Genomic DNA, 22,257 nt, shown 5'->3' with positions numbered 1-22,257 from the left:
CGGTCTCGCGCTCAATGAGCCACAGCAGCCTTGGCTATCTCCGTGCGGCTTGCCAGATTCAAGCCCGTGATACGACAAGGTTCGAACCGCGGCCTTATGCGCTCGCCTGGTCGAGGCAGGGGCGGGCGCCCAGGACCCGACACCGCCAGGCAAACGGATTGATGCCTTCGCTGTGGGTGAAGATGTGGCAGAAGTGCGCCTGGTCGCAGAAGCCGCATTCCAGGCTGATCTGCGTCAGGGTCAGGTGGGTGTTGCGGATCAGTTGCTTGGCCCGGGCGATGCGCTGGCAGCGAATCCACTCCTGGGGGGACAGGCCGGTGCTGCACTTGAAGGCGCGGGAGAAATGGCTGCGGGACAGGGCGCAGGCGCGGGCGAGTTCGGTGACTTCCAGGGTGTCGCTCAGGCCGTCGAGGATCATTTGCTTGACCAGGCTTTCGCGCCAGGGAGAAAGGCCGCCGGGGGTGGTTTTTCGGGTTTGCGGGGCGGGTGCCCTGACGGCGTTGTGCTGAGCGTGGGCCATGACGAAATTCCGTGTCGGTGGGCATGCGCCGGCGCACCGCGGGGTGGGTCGGGCGCTTCCCGATTTAGAAAACAGGTCTGCGCAGAGGGCTTCATTCTTGGTGGCGGGGCGGGGGCTTGCGAGTTAAACGTTGTTAATTCCGCTCAGCCGCAAGTTGCGTATTCGCGGCAACTGAGCACATGCCTGCAATTTTCGCGGTGCGCTGGCGGTGCATGATCGACCGGGTGCGGCTGGCTCGGGAGTGGCCGTTTTTCTGACTCGATCGAAAAGGTGAAGGCATGACGCATTCTCTGGTTTGCACGCTACGCGGAGCAGCCCTGGCATTGGCCCTGACATCGCTTGGCGCCCAGGCGCAGGCACCGGTCCAGGGCACCCAGGTACCCGGTTACTACCGCCTGGCGGTGGGCGACTACGAAGTGACGGCGCTGTTCGATGGCTACAACGACCTGTCGCCGAAGCTGCTCCAGGGCATGACCCAGGGCCAGATCCGCGCCTTGCTGGCCCGTCGCTCGATCGAGACCCCGGGGGTACAGACCGCCTTCAACGCTTTCCTGGTCAACACCGGCAAGCAACTGATCCTGGTGGACACCGGCGCCGGCCAGTGCATCGGCGCCACCGCCGGCATGCTCACGGCGAACATGCAGGCCGCCGGTTATCGCCCGGAGCAGGTCGACGCCATCCTGCTCACCCACCTGCACCTGGACCATGTGTGCGGGCTGGTGGATGGCCAGCAGCAACCGCTGTTCGCCAACGCCACGGTCTACGCCGCCCAGGCCGAAGCCGATTACTGGCTCGATCCGCAGGCGCTGGCTAAGGCGCCCGCCGGTGCCCGGGAGTTCTTCAAGATCGCCCAGGACTCCACCGCCCCGTACCGCGCCGCCGGACGCTTCAAGACCTTCGCCAGCGGCCAGTCGCCGGTGCCGGGCGTCGAGGCCCGGCTGGAGGCCGGGCATACCCCGGGCAGCACCACCTACCGCTTTACCTCCCAGGGCCAGAGCATCCTGTTCATGGGCGACCTGGTGCATAACCTGGCGGTGCAGTTCGAGCATCCGGAAGTGTCGATCCGTTTCGACGTCGACGACCGGCAGGCGATCAAGAGCCGGGCCAAGGTCTTCAGCGAGGCGGCCAGCAGCAAGACCTGGGTGACCGCGGCGCACCTGCCGTTCCCGGGCGTGGGCCATATCGCCGCGGTGGGCGGGCATTTCCAGTGGGTGCCGGCCGAGTACGGGCCTTACCAGCGGGCGGCCAGGGTGCCGATGATCGAGTGACGTGCGCTGGCTGAACACACAAGGGGACCGTACCGATGAACCGTAACGATCTGCGCCGCATCGACATGAACCTGTTGGTGATTTTTGAAGCCCTGATGTTCGAAAAGAACCTGACCCGGGTCGCCGAAAAACTGTTCATGGGCCAGCCCGCGGTGAGCGCCGCGCTGGGCCGCCTGCGCGACCTGTTCGACGATCCGCTGCTGTTGCGCAACGGTCGCGGCATGGAGCCGACGGCCCGGGCATTGGTGATCCTCAAGGAGCTGCAACCGGCGATGGACGCGATCTCGGGCGCGGTCAGCCGAGCCAAGGAATTCGACCCGGCGACCAGCTGCGACCTGTTTCGCATCGGCCTCTCGGACGATGCCGAGTTCGGTCTATTTCCGCCGCTGTTGAGCCAGTTACGCGAGGAGGCCCCGGGCATAGTCGTGGTGGTGCGCCGGGCCAACTACCTGTTGATGCCGGCCTTGCTGGCCTCGGGGGAGATCTCGGTGGGGGTCAGCTACACCACCGAGTTGCCGGCCAATGCCAAGCGCAAGAAGCTGCGGGACATCGGTTGCAAGGTGCTGCGCGGCGACAACCGGCCCGAACCCTTGACCCTCGATGAATACTGCCGGCGGCCCCACGCCATGGTGTCGTTCTCCGGCGACCTGAGCGGCAATATCGACCTCGACCTGGCCAAGGTCGGGCGCACCCGCCGCGTGGTCCTGGGCGTGCCGCAGTTCAGCGGTCTGCGGGCCTTGCTCGCCGGCACTGAGATGATCGCCACCGTGCCCGACTACGCGGCCTGTGCCCTGGTCGAAGGCTGCGCCTTGCGCGCCGAGGACCCGCCGTTCGCCATCGAGGCGGCGCAGCTGTCCATGGCCTGGAGCGGGGTGCATGACAACGATCCGGCCGAGCGCTGGTTGCGCTCGCGAATCGCCCAGTTCATGTCCGAGCCCTTGAAGATCCACGCGGCCTAGGTGCGGGCGGTCGATCCGGACCCTGCGGCAAGAGAGCACATACATTCAATTTTTCCCGCCCGCGCAGCGGCACCATGCAATCTCGGCGGCGATGCCGGGGATCTTTCAAATTGTGCGAGTGCGCCAATGAACGCTTCACCATGGGATGAACGAGCCCGGGATCTCGGGCTGTTGTTTTTGCGGGTCAGCGCCGGGTTGTTTCTGCTGTGGGTGCACGGCCTGCCGAAACTGCTCGACTACAGCGCGGAACTGCAACGCATCGAAGACCCGTTCCGGCTGGGCGCCAACCTGACGCTGATGTTGGCGATTTTCGCCGAGGTGCTGTGCCCGTTGCTGATTGTCGCCGGGGTGGTGGTGCGCCTGGCGTGCCTGCCGATCCTCGCGGTGCTGCTGGTGGCACTGCTGGTGGTGCACCCGCAATGGAGCCTGGCCGAAGGCCAGTTCGCCTGGCTGCTGTTGATCCTGTTCAGCAGCATTCTTATCGCCGGCCCGGGACGGCTGGCCCTCAATGATCGTTTCGCCGGAGCCTTGCGTTATGTCTGATTCCAATCGCCTCGAAGCCACTGCGCGGCCGGACTCCGATGAGGTCGTGACGCTGATCGTCAAGCACCGGGTCAAGGCTGGCCTGGAAGCGCCCTATGAAGCCTGGTTGCGGCGCATTGTCGGGGTTGCCGGACAGTACGCGGGGCATCTGGGCGTGGACGTGATTCGCGGCAAGAGCGGCGGCCTCGACCTGTTCACCTGCGTGCTGCGCTTTTGCTCCACCGAGGCGATGCAGCGCTGGCTCGACTCGCCGCAACGTCGGGCACTGGTGGACGAAGCCGCGCCGATGCTGGCCGACGGCGACCTGACCGAAGTCCACCCGGTCCATGAATTCTGGTTTTCCATCCAGACCGACACCGCTTCGCCACCGCCACGGTGGAAACAGGCGCTGTTGACTATGCTGGTAATTCTGCCGCACACCCTGCTGGTGCCGCTGATCTGGGGGCCTGTGCTGCAACTGAATGCCTGGCTTGGCAATTACGTGGTCGCCACTTTTCTGATCACCCTGACCATCGTGCTGTCGGTGGTCTATCTGTTCATGCCCCTGGCGACCCGGCTGTTCGCCCCCTGGTTGCAAGCCTCTGCCACCGATCGACACCTGGAGCCCGGCCATGGCCAATAACGATGACCCGACCGATCCGCTGCGCCGCCGCTTGCTCGCAGCCGGGTCCTTGCTCAGCGCCGCGGCGGCTTTCTGGCCGCGCCTGTCCCTTGCCTCTTCCCATTCAGAAGGACATCCGATGAACGCCGATCTGATTCTGTTCAATGGTCAATTCCATACCGTCGACCGCGAGAAGCCCCGCGCCAGCGCGGTTGCCATCAGCCAGGGGCGCTTCGTCGCCGTGGGCACCGATGCCGAGGCCATGGCCCTGCGCGGCAGCGCCACCCAGGTCATCGACCTCAAGGGCCGCACGGTGATCCCCGGCCTCAACGACTCGCACCTGCACCTGATCCGCGGCGGCCTGAACTACAACCTGGAGCTGCGCTGGGAAGGCGTGCCGTCGCTGGCCGACGCCCTGCGCATGCTCAAGGACCAGGCCGACCGCACGCCAACCCCGCAGTGGGTGCGGGTGGTGGGCGGCTGGAACGAATTCCAGTTCGCCGAAAAACGCATGCCGACCCTGGAAGAACTCAACCAGGCGGCGCCGGACACCCCGGTGTTCGTCCTGCACCTGTACGACCGCGCCTTGCTCAACCGCGCGGCCCTGCGTGTTGCCGGCTACACCCGCAACACGCCGAACCCGCCGGGCGGCGAGATCGTCCGCGACAGCAACGGCGAGCCCACCGGCATGCTGGTGGCGCGGCCGAACGCGATGATCCTTTATTCGACCCTGGCCAAGGGGCCGAAGCTGCCGCTGGAATACCAGGTCAACTCGACCCGTCAGTTCATGCGCGAACTCAATCGCCTGGGCCTGACCAGCGCCATCGATGCCGGCGGCGGTTTCCAGAACTACCCGGACGACTACGCGGTGATCGAGCAACTGGCCCGGGAGCAGCAGTTGACGGTGCGCATTGCCTACAACCTGTTCACCCAGAAGCCCAAGGAAGAACTCACCGACTTCAAGAACTGGACCGGCAGCGTCAAGCTGCACCAGGGCGACGACTTCCTGCGCCACAACGGCGCCGGGGAAATGCTGGTGTTCTCCGCCGCCGACTTCGAGGACTTCCTCGAACCGCGTCCGGACCTGCCGCAGACCATGGAGCAGGAGCTGGAGCCGGTGGTACGGCATCTGGTGGAACAGCGCTGGCCGTTCCGCCTGCACGCCACCTACGACGAATCGATCTCGCGCATGCTCGACGTGTTCGAGAAGGTCAACCGCGACATTCCATTCAATGGCCTGCCGTGGTTCTTCGACCACGCCGAAACCATTACGCCGAAAAACATCGAGCGGGTGAGGGCCCTTGGTGGCGGCATCGCGATCCAGGACCGCATGGCGTTCCAGGGCGAATACTTCGTCGATCGCTACGGCGCCAAGGCCGCCGAACAGACCCCGCCGATCAAGCGCATGCTGGCCGAAGGCGTGCCGGTGGGCGCCGGCACCGACGCTACCCGGGTCTCCAGCTACAACCCCTGGACGTCCCTGTACTGGATGGTCAGCGGCAAGACCGTGGGCGGCATGGAGCTGCATGCCGAAGGCCTGCCGCGGCAGACCGCGCTGGAACTGTTCACCCATGGCAGCGCCTGGTTCTCCTCGGAGCAGGGCAAGAAGGGCCAGATCAAGGTCGGCCAGCTGGCGGACCTGGCGGCCCTGTCCGCGGACTTCTTCAGCGTCGAAGAAGAAGCCATCAAGTGGATCGAGTCGGTGCTGACCGTGGTCGACGGCAAGGTGGTGTACGCCGCCGGCGACTTCTCCAAGCTTTCGCCACCGATGGTGCCGGTGCTGCCGGACTGGTCGCCGGTGGTCAAGGTGCCGGGGCACTGGCGTCCGACTTCGCCGCTGGTGGCTCAGGTGCACCAGTGCAGCGGCCCGTGCGCGGTGCACTCCCACAGCCACGAGCGGGCGCGCCTGTCGAATGTGCCGGTCAGTGACTTCCAGGGTTTCTGGGGCGCCTTCGGCTGCTCGTGCTTTGCCTTCTGACGATCCACAACAGTGCCGGCCACAGTGGCCGGCGCCCATAGCGACATCCATCCACCTAGGAGTTTCACATGAGCAACGTACCCTACAAACGTCTGGACATTAATGACGCCGTTGTCTTGTTGGTCGACCACCAGACCGGCCTGATCTCGCTGGTCCAGGATTTCTCGCCCAACGAGTTCAAGAACAACGTGCTGGCCCTGGCCGACTGCGCCAAGTTCTTCAAGCTGCCGACCATTCTCACCACCAGCTTCGAATCCGGCCCGAACGGCCCGCTGGTGCCCGAGCTGAAACAGATGTTCCCGGATGCGCCCTACATCGCTCGCCCAGGCCAGATCAATGCCTGGGACAACGAAGACTTCGTCAAGGCGATCAAGGCCACCGGCCGCAAGCAACTGATCATCGCCGGCGTGGTGACCGACGTCTGCGTGGCGTTCCCGACCCTGTGCGCACTGGAAGAAGGTTTTGACGTGTTCGTCGTGACCGACGCCTCCGGCACCTTCAACGAGGTGGTGCAACAGGCTGCCTGGGCCCGCATGGCCGCCGCCGGCGCGCAACTGGTCAACTGGTTCTCCGTGGCGTGCGAGTTGCAGCGCGACTGGCGCAACGACATGGAAGGCCTGGCCAACCTGCTGTCGCAGCGTATCCCGAACTACCGCAACCTGATGAACAGCTACTCGGCGTTCACTGCCAAATAAGCTTCGCGTCATCGCTGAGCTGAAAAAATGCCCGCCATTGTGCGGGCATTTTTTTGCCTCGCGGACAGCGCGATCCCTGTAGCCGCTGCCGCAGGCTGCGATCGGCGGCGCAGCCGTCGTAAAACCAGGTGATGTGGTTTTCCAGGTAGATCGCGGACTCAGGTTTTGCGGCAACTGCGTTGCCGTTCACAGCCTCGCAAGCTCGGCAGCGGCTACACAGGCATCGCGGTCCCTGTAGCCGCTGCCGCAGGCTGCGATCGGCGGCACAGCCGTCGTAAAACCAGGCGATGTGGTTTTCCAGGTGGAATGAGGTGCCGGAACGCGAAAAAGCCGCTATAAAGCGTTCAGCTGTCAACCAGAGAGTGACAATGAACCCGTTCGAAGACATGCGTATTTTTTGCCAGGTCATGGACGCCGGCAGCTTCACCGCGGCGGCGGATCAGCTGGGCCTGTCCAAGCAGTTCGTCAGCCGGCGCCTGATGCAGCTGGAAGAGCGCCTGGGCGTGCGCCTGCTCAATCGCTCGACCCGACGCCTGGACGTGACGCCCCTGGGCCAGAGCTACTACGAGTCGGCCCTGCGCCTGCTCAGCGAAGTCGAACAGGTGGAGCAGGGCATCGCCGGCCAGACCGTCGAACCCCGGGGCACCATTCGCCTGAGCGCGCCGCTGTCGTTCGCCATGGCCCATCTGGGGGAGCTGTTGCCGCTGTTCCTGCGGCGCTATCGCGATGTCGCGGTCGAGGTCGATCTCAGCGACCGGCCGGTGGACTTGCTCGGCGAGGGCTACGACCTGGCCTTGCGCATCGGCGTGCTGGAAGACTCGACGCTGATCGCCCGGCGCATCGCTTCGATCCAGCGGGTGTATTGCGCCAGCCCGGCGTACCTGGCCGAGCGCGGCACCCCGCTCAGGCCCGAGGAGTTGCCGGGCCACGACTGCCTGCCTTACGGCCACGGTCGCCAGGTGCAGTGGCGTTTCGAAGGGCAGGGCCACAAGCCCTTGCTGCTCAACGTCACCGGCAGGATGCGGGTCAACAACGGCGAATTGCTCAAGGACGCGGCCATCGCCGGCATGGGCATTACCTACCTGCCGACCTTCATCGTCGAAGCGGCACTGAAGGACGGGCGGCTGGTATCGGTGTTGGACGGCTTTGAGCCCGAGCCCCTGGCCTTGTCGGCGGTCTACCCGCAGCACCGCCAGGGTTCGCGGCCGGTGCAGGTGTTTATCGAGTTCTTGCGCGAACAGTTGAATCGCGGCGTGGCGTCGGGAACACGATAAGCGCTAGGAATGCAGTGCGTTAGCGGGGGCAGTCCGGTGCGGCTGCCTGTTCATCCCCGCCCGAACGCCACCGGCTCTCCCAACAATGCCTTTTGCCGCCAGGCGGGTGCGCTGGTGGGGAACAGCACCTCGGTCGGCCGCAAACGCGCGATGCCGCAGGCCGCGGCGATTCGCTGGCGTTGCTGGCCGCGGACAAGCGCTTGCCGATAACTGCTTTCGCTCTGTCGCAGCCCCAGCACATAACCCACGCCCGCCTGGAAACCGCCTGCATGGGCTTGCCACCAGGCGGCGATCAACCGCGGGTCGGGCCACGGCAGGTTCTCATCGGGGTCCATGGCGACATTGGAGTCCTTAGGGTCGTCGTTCGGGCCGGCATCGAAATCCGGCAGGTCCTGCAATTCCAGGTCGAGCAGCGCCAGGTCCGCGCCAGTCATCAGGCTGAAGGCCTCGCCAGCGACGCGGGCATGCGGCAGGTCGCTCATCTGCTGGATCAGCCAGGGCACACTGACCGGATCGCCCAACAGCCCGACGGCCTGGATGCCGATGCGCCGCTGCCCGGGGTTCTGCATCAACTGGCGGATCCAGGCGATGCTGTACTCGCGCTTTTGCCAGGCCAGCCATACGCAGAGCGCGCGGTACTGGAATTCGCCCGCTTGCTCGGCGAACTGGCGCAGTGGCTCCAAAGCTTCCTCGTCGCCCATCTGCGCGGTGGCCCAGTTGGCCCAGAAGCGTGGGGCTGCCTCCTGATGCTGGCGGTGGGCACGAATAGCCGGCATCAGGTCACGACGGCGCAACTCGCCGGCAGTACGGGCGGCCCGCGCCAGCACGCCGGGGTCGGCATGGGACAGCCCGGCCAGCAGGGCGGGGCCGGGATCGTGACGGTGCATGCCACAGGCGGCCAGGCCGAGGCGGCGGAACAAGGGCTCGGGGGAGGCGAGCATGCGCTCGATCCAGGGCGATACCCGCTCCCAGTCGAGCCAACCCAAGGCCGCGGCCATAAAGCGCTCGCTGCCCGTATGCAGGCGTACATGCTCGACCAGGATGCCCATGGCTGTCGCATTGTTTGTCTCGAAGGACAGCACCGTGGCGGCAAATACCTCGCCTCGTGCGTTGGGGCTCAGTTGCTGCGACAAGGCCTCCAGTCCGGGCAAACCCGCTATGCGCAGACCATCCAGATGGGCTTCGATGCGGTTGTCCAGGGTGGTCAAGTGCTTGAGGTCATAGTGGGGCGCTCGCACGGCGTAGTCGCGCAGGCCGGCGAGGAAAGATGCTTCATCCACGTATTGATTAAGAATCCCCTTTATTGTAAGGCGAACATCTATCACGGGTTGGCAACCTGTATCCAAGTTATAGCGTCATCACTGTATGCAATATCCTGCAAGCCGACTGACCAAATGCGGCCATCAGCAGAGTCAAGATATGCTGTGCTTACGTTTATATCGAGGTCTAATTTCTCAATATCATCGCCTACAATTTTGAATATCCCATCGTAACTGGAGATGTAAATGGAACCACAAAAGTAAGTCATGCCCCAAAAATCACTTTTCGTAAGGTCTTGTTCTATTACCTCCCATGCATTGTCACGCCCGCGAATGATTGTTCCCGCCATTCCACAGATGTATACATAGCCATCACCCGCACATTCAATTGCGTTAAGCACCACATTAGTCGGGCTATGCTCTTGCATCCAGTGCTTCCCATTATAGCGCCAGATTTCCCCTAAATATCCTGCACAATATATGTCCTCTTCAGAAAACCCATCGATGCAATTGAAGCCTATGGCATATTCGCGCCGATCTCTTCCTAGAAATACGCCATTATCAATTCGAAGCCATATTTTTTCGTTAGATTTTTTGTATACATGCCTGCCCATGCCTGCTAAGTAAATTTCACCATTGATAACTCTCATTGCTCTAAGCGTTAACAAATCACTCGGACCATCATCAGAGGGATCCACTTGCTCCTCAGATAGCCCTGGCAGATTAAGGGTTAATATTTTTCCATCAACACCCATGGCTAGTATTTTTTTCCCATCCTCAAGAACTATTGCTCCCCTTATAGCCGTATCCAGCGTCTTTTTTCCCCACTTCTCATCGGCATAGCGAAAAACTATCGAGTGGTCCGTATTTTGGTCTGCTAACTCATCGTCAACTGCCATTATGACAACGTAATTCTTTCTAAATGCGGTGACTCCTGTGAAACTTCTGGCGCGTTGTTGGTACATGGCGATTACCCTGTCTAGATTGGTTGCTTATTACATGTCATCGTCTTCGCTTATACGTTTTAAGGCATCGGACCTTTGTTCTGCTTTCAACGGTTGTCTTCGCGTTGGTGAGTGGCATTTTTTTTTGGGATCTTTCCCGTAAAAGTGATCCAATTGTGACTCTATACAGCTAGGCGAGCACTCACTATCAGGATTGGCGTCTTTGTGAGATTGGAGCGCGATTTCTTTTGCCTTGGCATAAGTTAATTCTTTGCCTATCAGCGTTTCCTCTATAACACCGCGTGTGCCATGTGCAACTCCATGTTTACCTTCATAGCGTGAACGGTTGGCGCACATTGTTGGAGCGCCGTTATAAGCGCCTCCAGGCTTGCTTGAAATATGAGAAAAATTAGGCATCAAAACACCCCCAGGGCGCACCCAGTGATCCTCAATCAAATGATCGCCTGTGTTCTCCGGACTGCAGCACATTTCTTTGTCTTTGCCCTTGGGCACAAGTATGCACCGCATGGCAGTTTTACAGTCGTCTGAGCAATCAACGTGGTGCTTTCTTTCGCCAACTTGCTTTGATTTTGAGTCTTTGCAGGCAGTCTGCATCTTCTCTGTATCTTTCTTACAGTTGGGAGGGTCTCCGAACGCCGTGGCGTCCTGATAGAGCCAGGGCGCTGTATTAGAATTTGAGCCGTGGTTATGAGTAGTCATATCCATATTCCTGACCACATTCTCCCCCTCGAACTTCACATCCATGGACCAGGAAGTGAAGTACACCTTGCCTTTGATCTTGCTGGTGATGATGCCCTTTTTCGGCGCGCAACCGGCCTCGTCGCCATAGCTGGTCTTGAAGTAACTCTTGTCCTTGAGCATCACCTCTTTGCGGGTGATCTTGACCGTTCGTGTGCCCCTGGTGGTGTCCTTGGCCATGCCCGTATTGGGATAGGGAATGGGTACTCCCGTCGGAGTCGGCGGCGCCTGAGGCGGGGTGAAGCAGACATCGGGGAAACAGGCGATGGATTTCCCAGCCGCCGCCTTGCAGGAAACTTCCATATTGTTGGCATACACCTCATTCGCCATCACGCAGCCCTCACAGTCTGATAACTGAGCAACGCGGCGGCGCGTTGGCCGGCGTCGTTGCCGAGGTGGCAGAAGATGTTCGGGCCTTCGCCGTAGCCCTTGCGGCTGGCGGCCAGGGCCACGGCGAGCATCGCCGGGCCGATGGCGGCGCCGGTCTCGCCGATGCAGTCGGCGGGGTGCCAGAGGTGGAAGAATTCCTTGCGCACCCGCAGGGTGCGGCTCAGGGCCAGGGAGGCTTCCTTGAAGTAGTACTGCTCGCCGGAGATATCGGTCAGGCGGTAGTCCATCTGCTCCAGCCCGCAGCCGGCTTCGCTCAGGGCCGCGCGCACGGCCTGGGTCAGGCCGTCGGCGCGCAGCGGAATGTCTTCGGCCCCCACCGTGGCCTTCTCCACACCGAACCCCAGGCCGATGCAGGCCAGTTGCGGTGTTGCGCTGGCGGTCGGGGCGTTGACCACCACGGCGGCGGCGCCTTCGCCGGGGATAAAACCGTTGGAGTTCTGGCTGGTGAGCAGGCGTTCGCGCTCTTCGAAAGCGGCCAGGGTCGGCCCGCTGAGGAAGGAGTCGACGCCGGCGATCAGCACGTGGCGATGGCCTTGCTGGTAAATCAGTTTGCGCGCATTGAGCAGGGCGACCGCGCCGCTGACCCGGCCACGGGCAATGACATTGGAGCTGCCATGAAAACGCACGCCCAGCTCATGCTCGATGTCGTGCAGCAGGCCCAGGTCCAGGCCGTCGAGCCGGCCGGGGCGGTCGGCCTCCGCCACCCCGAGCAGCAGCGGGGTTTTCTCCGGGTCGACGCCCGGCGTGCCCTGCAGCGCCTCGGCGATGGCCCGCGCGGCCATCTTGATCAGCTTGCTGCGCCCGCGCCAGGGCTGTTCCAGGGGCACGCTGGCAGCGATCAGCCATTCGCCGCCGCGGTCGATAAAGCGGGTCTCCTGGAAGTTGTCGATGGCGCAACGGATCGCCGCGCAGCTCGCGGGGGCGCTAAGGCCAACGGCGCTGACCATGCCGGAGCCGATGATGCACAGTGCGGTCATCAGGGCGTCTCCTCGGGTGTGCGTTTGGCTTTCACCAGGGCCGACAGCGACGGATAGTAATCCTTGCCCAGTTCGCGGGCGCGCCACCAGCCCGTGGACATAGTGCCGACCAGCACCTGAGCGATCTCGAACAGGTTGCGTTGTAGCGGACGGGAGACACGCCAGGTCAACTGCACCTGGCACGTGTCGGTGTCGATCAGCAGGGTGTCGATCACCGCTTGCACAGTCTCGTGACCGCCTTTTTTCAGAAAGAAGGTCACCGGCACCTCCATCTGGGGAATGCGAAAGCCCGCGCGCTCCTGGGGCGTGAGGTTGAGCAACAGCACATCCTCGCCGCCGCGCAGGTAGTGGGTCTGCTGATCGTCGGGGGCCGCCTGAAAGTAGCGCTGGTCGAAATCCGCCGGCAGAAACGGAAAGCAGTCGGCCAGCCAGGCCTCGTCGTAGGTGCCGGCGAAGCGGGCGCGTTGTGGCCAGCCACGGCCGAGGGGGCCGAGGGCCATGGGGCGAAAGTTGCCAGAGGGACTGTCGATCGGTTTGCCCAGCTCCTCGGTGCTCGGCATCGGCATGCCGACGATGTCGGCACTGTCGGCGCTGCGCGGGTACCAGCCACAACCGGTCGGATTGTCCAGGTAGCAGTGGCGCAATTGGGGGTCGTTGGCGATCGGATGGCTGCCGCCAAACGCCCGGGCGTAGGAGATGTCCTGCTCGGTAAACGGCTGGGGCAAGCCGGGAGCAACGCCCAACAGCCCCGATTGCCATTGCCGTGGACCGAGGACGGAAAAAGCCTTGCTCATCTGCCCGACGCGAATGCCCGCGGTCAGTTGCGTCACGGGGCGCCCACCTGGGGCGTAGGCCTTGCCGCGGACCAGGACATCGCAGCATGGCTTGACCGGGGCGAAGTCCATTTCCTGCAGTGGCGCGCTGAGACCGGGCTCGCCGAGGAAGGTGTCGGCCATCAGCAGCGGTTGCTGGGTGTCGGCGAGGGTGGCCGCGCGGCCGTCCAGGGGCAGGTTGAACGTGCCCTTGGCCACCACCACCAGGGATTCGCGGCCATCGGGCGCCAGGCCCTGGGTATAGGCGGCAAGCAGTTGGCTGGCGTTGAGCAGTTCCATAGGCCGGATACCTGTCTAGTTGATCTGCACCGAACCGCCCTTGATGCGGTTGACCCCGCTGGAGCGGCTGGACAGGTAGGCGCCCTGGATGATCACTTTGCCCGCGCGGGTCAGGGTGATGCTGGCCTTGCCACAACGCAGCACGATCTCGCGTTCGGCGCTCAGTTCCAGGCACTGCTCGTCCAGCCGCACGCTGGCGACGGGCTCGGGCGAGGCATCCGTGCCGAGCAACCGGCCGATCACCAATGGGCAGGCCGGGTCGCCGCCTTCGAACATCAGCGCGACCTGGCCGCCGATATCCGCAAGCTCCAGCCGCGCGGTGCAGCGGGCAACGACGCCGCTGCCCTCCGGGCAACCCGGGTAAACGACCCTGGGCGCACTGGCGTGCGGTAGCTCGAGCAGGGTGCCGATGACCACTGCATCGATGCGGGCTTGCATGGGTAGCGGGTGTTGAACCGTCATATACATACCTCCACTGTGCTGGCTCTGTACGAAAAGTGGCTGCGCGCTGGGCGCCTTCGGCGCTACGCGGGCCATGCTGCGTTAAAAACAGGCTTGCCTAACCTTCGCTCGCCGACTTTTCGTACAGACCCTAGTTCTGCAGGATCTTCTGGCCCTTGACCACCACGTTCCGGTTGGCCTTGATGTTGATGGCGCCGGAGCCGTCGATGGTGATGTCCTTGCCGCGAATCATGATGGTGCCGTCCTTCTTCATGGTGATGCTGGCCGCGCCCGTGGTCAGGGTGATGGAGTCGCCGGCGGTGAGGGAGAAGTTCTTGCCGACGTCCAGGCTGTCGTTCTGCTGGATGTTGGTGGTGCGGTTCTGGGATACGTCGCGGGATTCGTTCTGGCCGATCTGGGTGCTCTGGTTGCCGTTGATCTCGATACCTTCGTTGCCCTTGACCGTTTCGTTGCGGTTGCCGGTGATGTCGATGGTCTCGTTGCCGCCCACGTCCTCGGTGCGGTTGCTGACGATGCTGATGGTTTCGTTGGCACCGACCTTTTCCGTGCGGTCCGCGCCTATGGTGATGGTCTCGTTGTTGCCCACCTTCTCGGTGCGGTTGGCGCCGATGGTGATTTTCTCGTCGCTGCCGACATCCTCGGTACGGTTCACACCGATGGAGATGGTCTCGTTATTGCCGACCTTTTCCTTGCGGTCCACGCCGATGGTGATGGTTTCGTTGTTATCGACGGTTTCGGTGCGGTCGTGTTTGACGTGCACGGTCTCGTCGTTGTCGATGGTCTTGCTGCGGTCGTGGCCGACCCAGTGGGTCTCGTCGTTCTCGACCTCGATGTCCTGGTTCTTCTCGGCGTGGATGAACAACTGCTCCGCACCCTTTTTGTCCTCCATGCGGATTTCATTGAAGTTGGCGGGCGAGCCCTCCTTGCTCGAGCGGCTTTTCACCCCGCTCTGGGTGGCATTGGCCGGCAGTTCGTAGGGCACGGTCTGTTCGGCGTTATAGACCCGGCCGGTGATGATCGGGCGATCCGGGTCGCCTTCGAGAAAACCGACTATCACTTCCTGGCCGATCCGCGGGATCTGCACCGACCCCCAGTTCTTGCCGGCCCAGGCCTGCGACACGCGCATCCAGCAGGAGCTGTTCTCGTTGGATTGGTCGTGGCGATCCCAATAGAAATGCACCTTGACCCGGCCATACTGGTCGGTCCAGATCTCCTCGCCAGCGGGGCCTACCACCCTGGCGGTCTGCGGCCCGCGGACAATCGGCAGGGGGGTCAGGGGCAGGGGGCGGAAGGCCTGGCTGGCATCCATGCAGTCCAGTTCGCTGGTGAACTGCTCGGCCAGGTCCAGTTGCCCGCTTTCATAAAGCTCCTGGCGGATCTGGTAGCGGGCGACCACCACCAGGTATTCGCGATTCTGGTCGGCGCGCTCGTAGCCGGTCAGCTTGAACAGATGCCCGCAGCCCAGGCCACGCGCACGACCGCGCAACTGCACGCGCTCGAACTGGCTGTGAATGGCCTGGATGCGGGTGCGTGCGTAATGCTCGCCATCCTTGCTCTGGACGTATTCGCCCGGGTAGTCGTAGAGCGGATGGTCGCCGTTGCTGTGGCTGCGCGACACGCTGGAGCGCACTTCGAGGCTGGCACCGGGGCGCTGGAAGTCGTAGTCGTTCAACGCCAGCGAGCCCGGCTGGACTTCCCGCGCCAGTTGCCAGTCGTAGAAGTGGTCGCGCTCGCGCATCTGCTGATCGGGCGGGTAGAAGGGCACCGAGGCGTAGTCGGCCACCGTCGAGTGGGCGCCGTAGGCGTCGGCCAGCACCAACACGTGACGCGCTTTCTCATGGCGGAAGTAGTAGTAGATGCCTTCCTGCTCCATCAGCCGGCTGATGAAGTCGAAGCTGGTTTCGCGGTATTGCACGCAGTATTCCCACTCGCGGTAACTGCCGCTCAGGTTGTCTTCGAAATCGGAGAAGCCGAGGTCGCGGAACACCTGCTTGATGATGTCCGGCACTGTCTTGTTCTGGAAAATCCGGCAGTCCGAGGTGCGCGTGAGCAGCCAGAACCAGGGCCGCAGGCTGACCCGATAACCGGCGAACTGGCCGTGGCCGGTCAGTTGCCGGCAGCCGCAGGCAATACCGTGGAAATAGCGTTTGCCGCCGCCGTGCAGCTCCAGGGTCAGGCCCATCGGCTTGCCCAGTAACTGGTCGAACTTGATCGCCCGGTCTTCGGAGGTGAGGTCCAGTTCGTAATGGAACAATCGCCCCAGCTCCTCGCTGCCTTCCATGCCCTGCAGCAGCAGAACCTCGCCGCCGAGGGGGCTGTCGACCTGCACCAGGCGGGTGCTTTGCGTGATTGCCATAAACGGCTTCCTCCGGCTCGCGTTCGGGCGTCAGTCGGTTGTCTCGCCAACATGCGGGTCGAATGCGTAATGCAGCGCATTGTCCCGTTGGCTGATGCGCACGCCCGCCAGCGGCTTGCCCTCGAGCATGCGGGTGAGAAACTCCCGGCTCATATCCGGCAACAGGGTATTGGTCAGGATGGCGTCGATCATCCGTCCGCCGCTCTCGATCTCGGTGCAGCGCGAGACGATCAGGTCGACCACGCTGTCGTCGTAGGCGAAGGGCACCTTGTGCCCGCTTTCCACGCGCTGCTTGATCCGCTCCAGTTGCAGGCGGGTGATGGCTTTGAGCATCTCGTCGCTCAGCGGATAGTAGGGGACGGTCACCAGGCGCCCGAGCAGGGCCGGCGGGAACACCTGGAGCAATGGCTCGCGCAGCGCCTTGGCAATGGCATCGGGATCGGGCAGCCGTTGCGGGTCGCGGCACAGGCTGGCGATCATCTCGGTGCCGGCATTGGTGGTGAGCAGGATCAGGCAGTTCTTGAAATCGATCAGGCGGCCTTCGCCGTCCTCCATCACCCCCTTGTCGAACACCTGGAAGAAGATTTCGTGCACGTCCGGGTGGGCCTTTTCCACCTCGTCCAGCAACACCACGCTGTAGGGTTTGCGCCGCACCGCCTCGGTCAGCACGCCGCCTTCGCCGTAACCGACATAGCCGGGCGGGGCGCCCTTGAGGGTGGAGACGGTGTGCGCCTCCTGGAACTCGCTCATGTTGATGGTGATGATGTTCTGCTCGCCACCGTACAGGGCCTCGGCCAGGGCCAGGGCGGTTTCGGTCTTGCCCACGCCCGAGGTGCCGGCGAGGAGGAATACGCCAATCGGTTTGCTGGGGTTGTCCAGCCCGGCGCGCGAGGTCTGGATGCGCTTGGCGATCATCGCCAGGGCATGGTCCTGGCCGATGATGCGTTTTTTCATGTGCTCGTCGAGCCTGAGCACGGTGTCGATTTCGTTGCGCGCCATGCGTCCGACCGGGATGCCGGTCCAGTCGGCGACCACCGCGGCGACCGCCTGGTAATCCACGGTGGGCAGGATCAACGGGCTTTCGCCCTGCAAGGTGGCGAGGCGGCTCTGCAGGTCGCCGAGCTTGTCGCGCAATGCCGTGCGTTCGGCTTCACCCAGGCGCGGCGATGCAGCGTCGGCCTCGCCGCTGGTGTCGTCCAGCGGTTCGGCGGCGGCGCGCAGGGTGGCGCGGGTCGCCAGCAGTTCATCGACCAGGGCTTTCTCTTCGCTCCAGCGACCTTCCAGGGACGCCAGGCGTTGGCGTTCCTCGGCGAGGGCCGCCTCGACCTCCTGCTGGCGAGTACCGATGGCAATGCCAATGGCCTGCTCGCGGCCGATGATCGCCTGCTCGGTGCTCAGCGCCTCGATGCGTCGGCGGCTGTCGTCCACTTGCGCCGGTACCGCATGCAGGCTGATGGCGACCCGCGCGCAGGCGGTGTCGAGCAGGCTCACCGATTTGTCCGGCAGCTGCCGGGCCGGAATATAACGGTGCGACAGCTTGACCGAGGCCTCCAGCGCCTCGTCGAGGATCTGCACCTTGTGGTGCTGCTCCATGGTCGAGGCGACGCCGCGCATCATCAGGATCGCCTTGGCCTCGGACGGCTCGTCGACCTGCACCACCTGGAAGCGCCGGGTCAGGGCCGGGTCCTTCTCGATGTGCTTTTTGTATTCGGCCCAGGTGGTTGCCGCCACGGTGCGCAGGGTGCCACGGGCCAGGGCCGGCTTGAGCAGGTTGGCGGCATCGCCGGTACCGGCCGCGCCGCCGGCACCGACCAGGGTATGGGCCTCGTCGATAAACAGGATGATCGGCTTGGGCGAGGCCTGCACATCCTCGATGACCTGGCGCAGGCGCTGCTCGAACTCGCCCTTCATGCTCGCGCCGGCTTGCAGCAGGCCGACGTCCAGGGTGCGCAGTTCGACGTCCTTGAGGCTCGGCGGCACGTCGCCGGCGACGATACGCAGGGCGAAGCCCTCGACCACCGCGGTCTTGCCGACCCCGGCTTCGCCGGTGAGGATCGGGTTGTTCTGCCGGCGGCGCATGAGGATGTCGACCAGTTGGCGAATCTCCTCGTCGCGCCCGACTATGGGGTCGAGCTTGCCGCTGCGGGCCTGTTCGGTGAGGTCTACGGTAAAGCGCTTGAGCGCCTCCTGCTTGCCCAGCGCGCTGGGCGCCAGGGCGCCGCTCGCTTCGCCCGGCGCGGCGGTGGCGTTGAAACCGTCGCTGGCGGCCAGGCCGTTTTCCGGCGAGTCGCCAAGGTACTCGTCGAAGCGCTCGATCAGGTGCTCCACCTTGATCTTGTCGAACTCGCGGGAGATGGCCGAGAGGGCGTGGCGCAGGCTCGGTGTCTTGAGCATGCCGACGACCAGGTAGGCGCCGCGCACCTGGCTCTCGCCGAACAGCAAACTGCCATAGACCCAGCCGCGTTCCGCGGCTTCCTCGACCTGCAAGGACAAGTCGGTGATCGAGGTCGAGCCGCGTGGCAGGCGGTCCAGAGCGTCGGTGATATCCCTGGACAGGCGCGCCGGGTCGAGGCTGAACTGGCGGACCAGGCGGTGCAAATCGCCGTCCTGCAATTGCAGGAACTGATGCAGCCAATGCACCAGCTCCACATAGGGGTTGCCGCGCAGTTTGCAGAACACGGTGGCGGCTTCGATGGCCTTGTAGGCCGGGCTGTTCAACTTGCCGAACAGCGCGGCGCGGCTGATCTCACTCATGATCGCTGCTCCTTGAGGGGGTGGTATGGCTGGCGTATTCGCGGGCCAGCAGCAGGTCGCCGGCATCCGTCGACGGGCTGCCGAGCCAGGTGTCGAAGCCCAGGCGGGTCTGTCCGTCGAGATCGATGCGCGGCACTTCCTGGTGCCGCAGCAGCAGATTGACTTCCCAATCCAGCTCCTCGCCCTGGTACTCGGCGACCCAGGCGGCCAGTTCGCCGAAGCTTTCCTGGCCGGGCAGCAGGCGGCGGTATTGCTCCAGGCTCAAAGGCCCCAGGCGGATGCGGAATTTATGCTGGCGATCCCAGACGTGGGTGCCCAGGCTCAGGTCGCTGCCGAGCGAGCAGAGCGCCACGCCCAGCTGGCTGCGTTGCGGCAGCTCCAGCCACTGGCCGACGTATTCCTCGATGCTCACCGGCACGCCGAAGTAGTCTTCCAGGATCGCGCGCAAGCCGTCCGGGTAGCGGGTTTGCGCCGCCAGGTGGCCGGTGAAGTGGTAACGCGCCGAGTCGGCGATCGGGCCCTGGCCGAGCAGGCTGGTCATGCCCCGCCCGGACAGCGCGGCCAGGCGCATCGACCAGTAGTCGTGGGCGGGGCGGTCATGGCTGACGGTCGGCCGTGCCTCGGCCCAGGCGCGGTAGAACAGGCATAACAGGCGGTGATTGAACACGTCGAGAAAGCGCGTGAAGCTGGCGTCGTCGTTGTTGCGCTGGCGATCGCGGGCGTATTCGGTCAGGTGCAGCGGCAGCGGGCCGTTGGGCCCGGTGAGGCCGAAGAACAACTGCTCGATGCGCGGCGCGGCGCCCTCGGGGCCGGCCTTGATGCTGGCCAGGGTCGAGGGGGCGAAGCCGCAGTCGGGTTTTTGCCCCAGGCGCAGCGGGTCGTCGTGCAAGCGCAGGGAATGGCCGATGCGCGGCCGGTCGCTGGCCTCGCACTCGATGCGCCGTAGCGCCTGGAAGAAGTCGTAGGCCCAGGGCTCGTCGGCCATCCGCTCGATGCTGTGCAGCGGTTTCAGAGGTTCGGTCGACATCCGGGGTGCGCCTGCCATCGCATGATTTCGCCGCGCTCGGTGGTGCGCAGCACGGTTTCGGTGAAGCTGTTGATCGACACGTAACGGGCCAGGAAGCGCTCGAACACCGCGCCCAGCAGGTACACGCCGGTGCCGCGGAAGGCGTTTTCGTCGAACTCCAGGCTGATCTCCAGGCCACGGCCAAAAACGATCGGCCCCGGCATCGGCAACCGGCGGGTGCAGGGCGTGCTGCGCACCTGGCGCAGGCCCTCGATTTGCAACTGCAGCGCCGCATCGCCGGGGTCGCCGTACAGGCGCAGCAATTCGCGCAGCGCCGCGGCCCCCTGGCCCTGTTCGCTCAGCGACAGGTAGTTCAGCGACAGCTGGCTGATCAGCCGCCAGGCGCTGGCATCGTGCGCGCGGCTCGGCCGCGGCCGGCTTGGCCCGGCCAGGCAGCGCACGGCCAGCACCGGGGCGCTGTCTTCCAGGGTGAAATCGCTTTTGCCGGTACCCACCGGCATCAGCAGCGGCAGGTCGCGGTTGGTGCACAGGGCGCTGAGACCGAGCTGGCGCAAGTCGTGGCGATAGGGCGCCTGGTTGACATCCACCAGCGAGACGAAGGTTTCGCTGCCGATATAGGTCGAGCGTGGCCCGCGTCGCCGTTGCTGGCTGGACAAGCGACGCGGCTCGCGGCGGACGATGTAGTAGGCCTGCTCGCGGCCATAACGCAGCGGATCGCGGATCGCATAGAACGGCTGGAACGGCTGCTCGGGGCCGCTGCCATGGCCGGTGACCTGGGTCAGGGAATGGATCTCGAAATCCAGCGGCCGGGTGCGGTCGGCGATCACCTGGTGCTCATGCACCCGCTCGCTCAGGTGAATGCGATCGGTGCGGCGTGCAAACAGGTTCACCGCCGGGGTGCAGAAGGGCACGAATTGGGCTGCGGATACCGTGCCTTCCAGGGTGCTGTCGAGGCGATCGAACAGCACCACCACCTCCAGTTCCTGGCTGGCGCAGCGCTGCACACCGGCGCTCAGCCCGGTGAAGTCGACGAACAAAAAACGATTGGGCAGGGCGAAATATTCCTGCAGCAGGCGATACCCCTGGAAGGCCCGGGGCACCACCGGCAGCACTGCGTCTTGATCGTCGAAGCCGCGCGCCTTGAGGCTCTCCAGAGGCAAGCGCTCGGCCCAGTCGCCATCGACGCTCTTGATAAACACCGCGCAGGCGTTGCCGAGCAACTGCTCGTACAGACGGAAAGGTTGCTCGTCGGCGCCGTTGAGGTAGAGCGGCAGGCTGTCCAGCGCCAGGGCGTTGAACGGCAACCCGGCGCCGCAGCGCAGGCGCAGGCGCAACCCGGCCTTGGCCTTGGGTTCGCTGGCGGCCAGTCGGCCGAGGGTCGCGGCCGGGTTGCCGAAGTATTCGGCATGGCTGACCTGCAACGGCCACAGCGTCACGGCATGGGCGCTACGGTATTCGCAGGCGGTCTGCTCGCCATGGCCCAGCTGGCCGCGCAGGGCGGCGTGGCGTTCGACCGTGAAGCCGCTGGTCAGCGAGCCCTCGTTGGGGTCGGCGACCAGCTGGACCACCACCACCGAAGGCGTTGGCGCCAGGTAATGGGGGTAGGCGATTTCCAGCAGATTGTGGGTGAAGGTCGGGTATTCGGCGTCCAGCTTCAGGTGGACCCGCGCGCTCAGGTAGGCGAAGCCCTCCAGCAGACGCTCGACATAGGGGTCGGCGCATTCGATGCCGGACAGGGTCAGGCGGCTGGCGATCTTGGGGAACTCCTGGGCGAACTCGGCGGCGCTCTCGCGGATATGCTGCAGCTCCTGGTTGTAATACTCGAGCATGCGCGGGTTCATTGGCGTCTCCTGGCGGGCTCGGCCGGCGTCACTTTGACGTGCCCGGTTTCCAGGTCGAGGGCGGTGCTGAGCAGCAAGCGCAGGGGCACCGGCTCGGCCCACAGATCGCCCTCGATCTCGAAGCTCAGGGCGTTGTGGCTCATGTCATTGCCGTCGAGTCGCGCGCGGACCTTCAACGAGCCTTTGAGGATGCGCGGCTCAAAGGTGGCGATGGTGTCGCTGAACAAGGCTTCGATGGCCTGAACATCGACACTCGAGGCGGTATGTCCGGCCAGGGGCGGCAGGCCGAAATTCAGCACCGAGTTGCCCGCTGGCATCTGCGCGGCCTGCTCCGGATCGAACAGCACGCAGGTGTTGAACAGCCAGGCCAGATCGCGCAGCACGCAAGCTTTCAGCTGGGTCAGCGACATGACGCGGCGCTCGGCGGCTTCTTTCGGGTTGTGCGGATCGTCGTCGGTCAGGCGATCGAGCAACGAGGGTTGCAGGCGTTCTTGCAAGGTCAGCTCGGCCATCTTCGGTTATCCCTGTCGGTGAAGCT

At 64.1% G+C, this 22,257-nt stretch carries 20 protein-coding genes; 7 read left to right on the top strand and 13 right to left on the bottom strand.

Going from position 1 to position 22,257, the window contains the following annotated elements:
- Positions 1-94 precede the first annotated feature (94 nt).
- Positions 95-520, bottom strand: coding sequence for a helix-turn-helix transcriptional regulator (locus BMY68_RS21965; protein WP_085530526.1), 426 nt, complete (start codon positions 518-520; stop codon positions 95-97).
- A gap of 278 nt (positions 521-798) precedes the next feature.
- Between BMY68_RS21965 and BMY68_RS21960 the strand changes: the two genes are divergently transcribed.
- The 6 genes from BMY68_RS21960 to ycaC all read left to right on the top strand — a co-directional run bounded on the left by BMY68_RS21960 (position 799) and on the right by ycaC (position 6,564).
- A complete protein-coding gene (locus BMY68_RS21960; RefSeq protein ID WP_085530527.1) occupies positions 799-1,788 on the top strand; it encodes an MBL fold metallo-hydrolase in 990 nt (329 codons plus the stop codon).
- Between the two features lie 35 nt (positions 1,789-1,823).
- Complete coding sequence (locus tag BMY68_RS21955; RefSeq protein WP_085530528.1) at positions 1,824-2,747, top strand: LysR family transcriptional regulator; 924 nt, start codon at positions 1,824-1,826, stop codon at positions 2,745-2,747.
- A 126-nt stretch (positions 2,748-2,873) separates the two neighbouring features.
- Entirely contained in the window at positions 2,874-3,290 is a 417-nt protein-coding gene (locus BMY68_RS21950; protein WP_085530529.1) for a DoxX family protein, read from the top strand.
- Entirely contained in the window at positions 3,283-3,912 is a 630-nt protein-coding gene (locus BMY68_RS21945; protein ID WP_085530530.1) for an antibiotic biosynthesis monooxygenase, read from the top strand. The genes BMY68_RS21950 and BMY68_RS21945 overlap by 8 nt, the downstream gene beginning before the upstream one ends.
- A 118-nt stretch (positions 3,913-4,030) precedes the next feature.
- Complete coding sequence (locus tag BMY68_RS21940; protein ID WP_009049582.1) at positions 4,031-5,869, top strand: amidohydrolase; 1,839 nt, start codon at positions 4,031-4,033, stop codon at positions 5,867-5,869.
- Positions 5,870-5,937: 68 nt separating this feature from the next.
- Positions 5,938-6,564, top strand: a complete 627-nt coding sequence (ycaC, locus tag BMY68_RS21935; protein WP_007924341.1) for an isochorismate family cysteine hydrolase YcaC — start codon at positions 5,938-5,940, stop codon at positions 6,562-6,564.
- Here the strand turns inward: ycaC and BMY68_RS29695 are convergent.
- Entirely contained in the window at positions 6,551-6,973 is a 423-nt protein-coding gene (locus BMY68_RS29695; RefSeq protein ID WP_139214900.1) for a hypothetical protein, read from the bottom strand. The genes ycaC and BMY68_RS29695 overlap by 14 nt on opposite strands.
- Here BMY68_RS29695 and BMY68_RS21930 point away from each other — a divergent pair.
- The gene (locus tag BMY68_RS21930; RefSeq protein WP_085530531.1) at positions 6,933-7,838 is read left to right on the top strand and encodes a LysR family transcriptional regulator; all 906 of its coding nucleotides are present in this window, start codon (positions 6,933-6,935) and stop codon (positions 7,836-7,838) included. The genes BMY68_RS29695 and BMY68_RS21930 overlap by 41 nt on opposite strands.
- A 50-nt stretch (positions 7,839-7,888) precedes the next feature.
- On the opposite strand, the gene BMY68_RS21925 is transcribed toward BMY68_RS21930, so the two are convergent.
- The 11 genes from BMY68_RS21925 to tssE all read right to left on the bottom strand — a co-directional run bounded on the left by BMY68_RS21925 (position 7,889) and on the right by tssE (position 22,231).
- Positions 7,889-9,160 carry a TIGR02270 family protein gene (locus BMY68_RS21925; protein WP_085531531.1) on the bottom strand — a complete coding sequence of 424 codons (1,272 nt, stop codon included), beginning with the start codon at positions 9,158-9,160 and terminating at the stop codon, positions 7,889-7,891.
- Entirely contained in the window at positions 9,160-10,062 is a 903-nt protein-coding gene (locus BMY68_RS29690) for a beta propeller repeat protein (RefSeq protein WP_139214899.1), read from the bottom strand. Before BMY68_RS29690 ends, BMY68_RS21925 begins: the two co-directional genes overlap by 1 nt.
- Before the next feature lie 30 nt (positions 10,063-10,092).
- On the bottom strand, positions 10,093-11,130 hold the full coding sequence (locus BMY68_RS21915) for a DUF4150 domain-containing protein (protein ID WP_085530533.1): 1,038 nt from the start codon (positions 11,128-11,130) through the stop codon (positions 10,093-10,095).
- A complete protein-coding gene (locus tag BMY68_RS21910; RefSeq protein WP_092160546.1) occupies positions 11,130-12,170 on the bottom strand; it encodes a 3-oxoacyl-ACP synthase in 1,041 nt (346 codons plus the stop codon). Before BMY68_RS21910 ends, BMY68_RS21915 begins: the two co-directional genes overlap by 1 nt.
- The gene (locus tag BMY68_RS21905; protein ID WP_085530535.1) at positions 12,167-13,279 is read right to left on the bottom strand and encodes a DUF2169 family type VI secretion system accessory protein; all 1,113 of its coding nucleotides are present in this window, start codon (positions 13,277-13,279) and stop codon (positions 12,167-12,169) included. Before BMY68_RS21905 ends, BMY68_RS21910 begins: the two co-directional genes overlap by 4 nt.
- Before the next feature lie 15 nt (positions 13,280-13,294).
- Positions 13,295-13,741, bottom strand: a complete 447-nt coding sequence (locus BMY68_RS21900; RefSeq protein ID WP_085530536.1) for a DUF6484 domain-containing protein — start codon at positions 13,739-13,741, stop codon at positions 13,295-13,297.
- 130 nt (positions 13,742-13,871) lie between these two features.
- Positions 13,872-16,097, bottom strand: coding sequence for a type VI secretion system Vgr family protein (gene tssI / locus BMY68_RS21895; RefSeq protein WP_009044346.1), 2,226 nt, complete (start codon positions 16,095-16,097; stop codon positions 13,872-13,874).
- Positions 16,098-16,127: 30 nt separating this feature from the next.
- The gene (gene tssH / locus BMY68_RS21890) at positions 16,128-18,851 is read right to left on the bottom strand and encodes a type VI secretion system ATPase TssH (RefSeq protein WP_085530537.1); all 2,724 of its coding nucleotides are present in this window, start codon (positions 18,849-18,851) and stop codon (positions 16,128-16,130) included.
- A complete protein-coding gene (gene tssG / locus BMY68_RS21885; protein ID WP_239694118.1) occupies positions 18,844-19,896 on the bottom strand; it encodes a type VI secretion system baseplate subunit TssG in 1,053 nt (350 codons plus the stop codon). Before tssG ends, tssH begins: the two co-directional genes overlap by 8 nt.
- A complete protein-coding gene (tssF, locus tag BMY68_RS21880) occupies positions 19,860-21,719 on the bottom strand; it encodes a type VI secretion system baseplate subunit TssF (RefSeq protein WP_062822734.1) in 1,860 nt (619 codons plus the stop codon). Before tssF ends, tssG begins: the two co-directional genes overlap by 37 nt.
- Positions 21,716-22,231: a type VI secretion system baseplate subunit TssE gene (tssE, locus tag BMY68_RS21875; protein ID WP_009044342.1), complete on the bottom strand. Its 516-nt coding sequence runs from the start codon at positions 22,229-22,231 to the stop codon at positions 21,716-21,718. The genes tssF and tssE overlap by 4 nt, the downstream gene beginning before the upstream one ends.
- Between the last annotated feature and the right edge of the window lie 26 nt (positions 22,232-22,257).

The organism is Pseudomonas sp. NFACC41-3 (assembly GCF_900109505.1).
In the GTDB taxonomy this organism is placed as follows: domain Bacteria; phylum Pseudomonadota; class Gammaproteobacteria; order Pseudomonadales; family Pseudomonadaceae; genus Aquipseudomonas; species Aquipseudomonas chlororaphis.
This window is presented reverse-complemented; position numbering and strand designations above follow the sequence as displayed.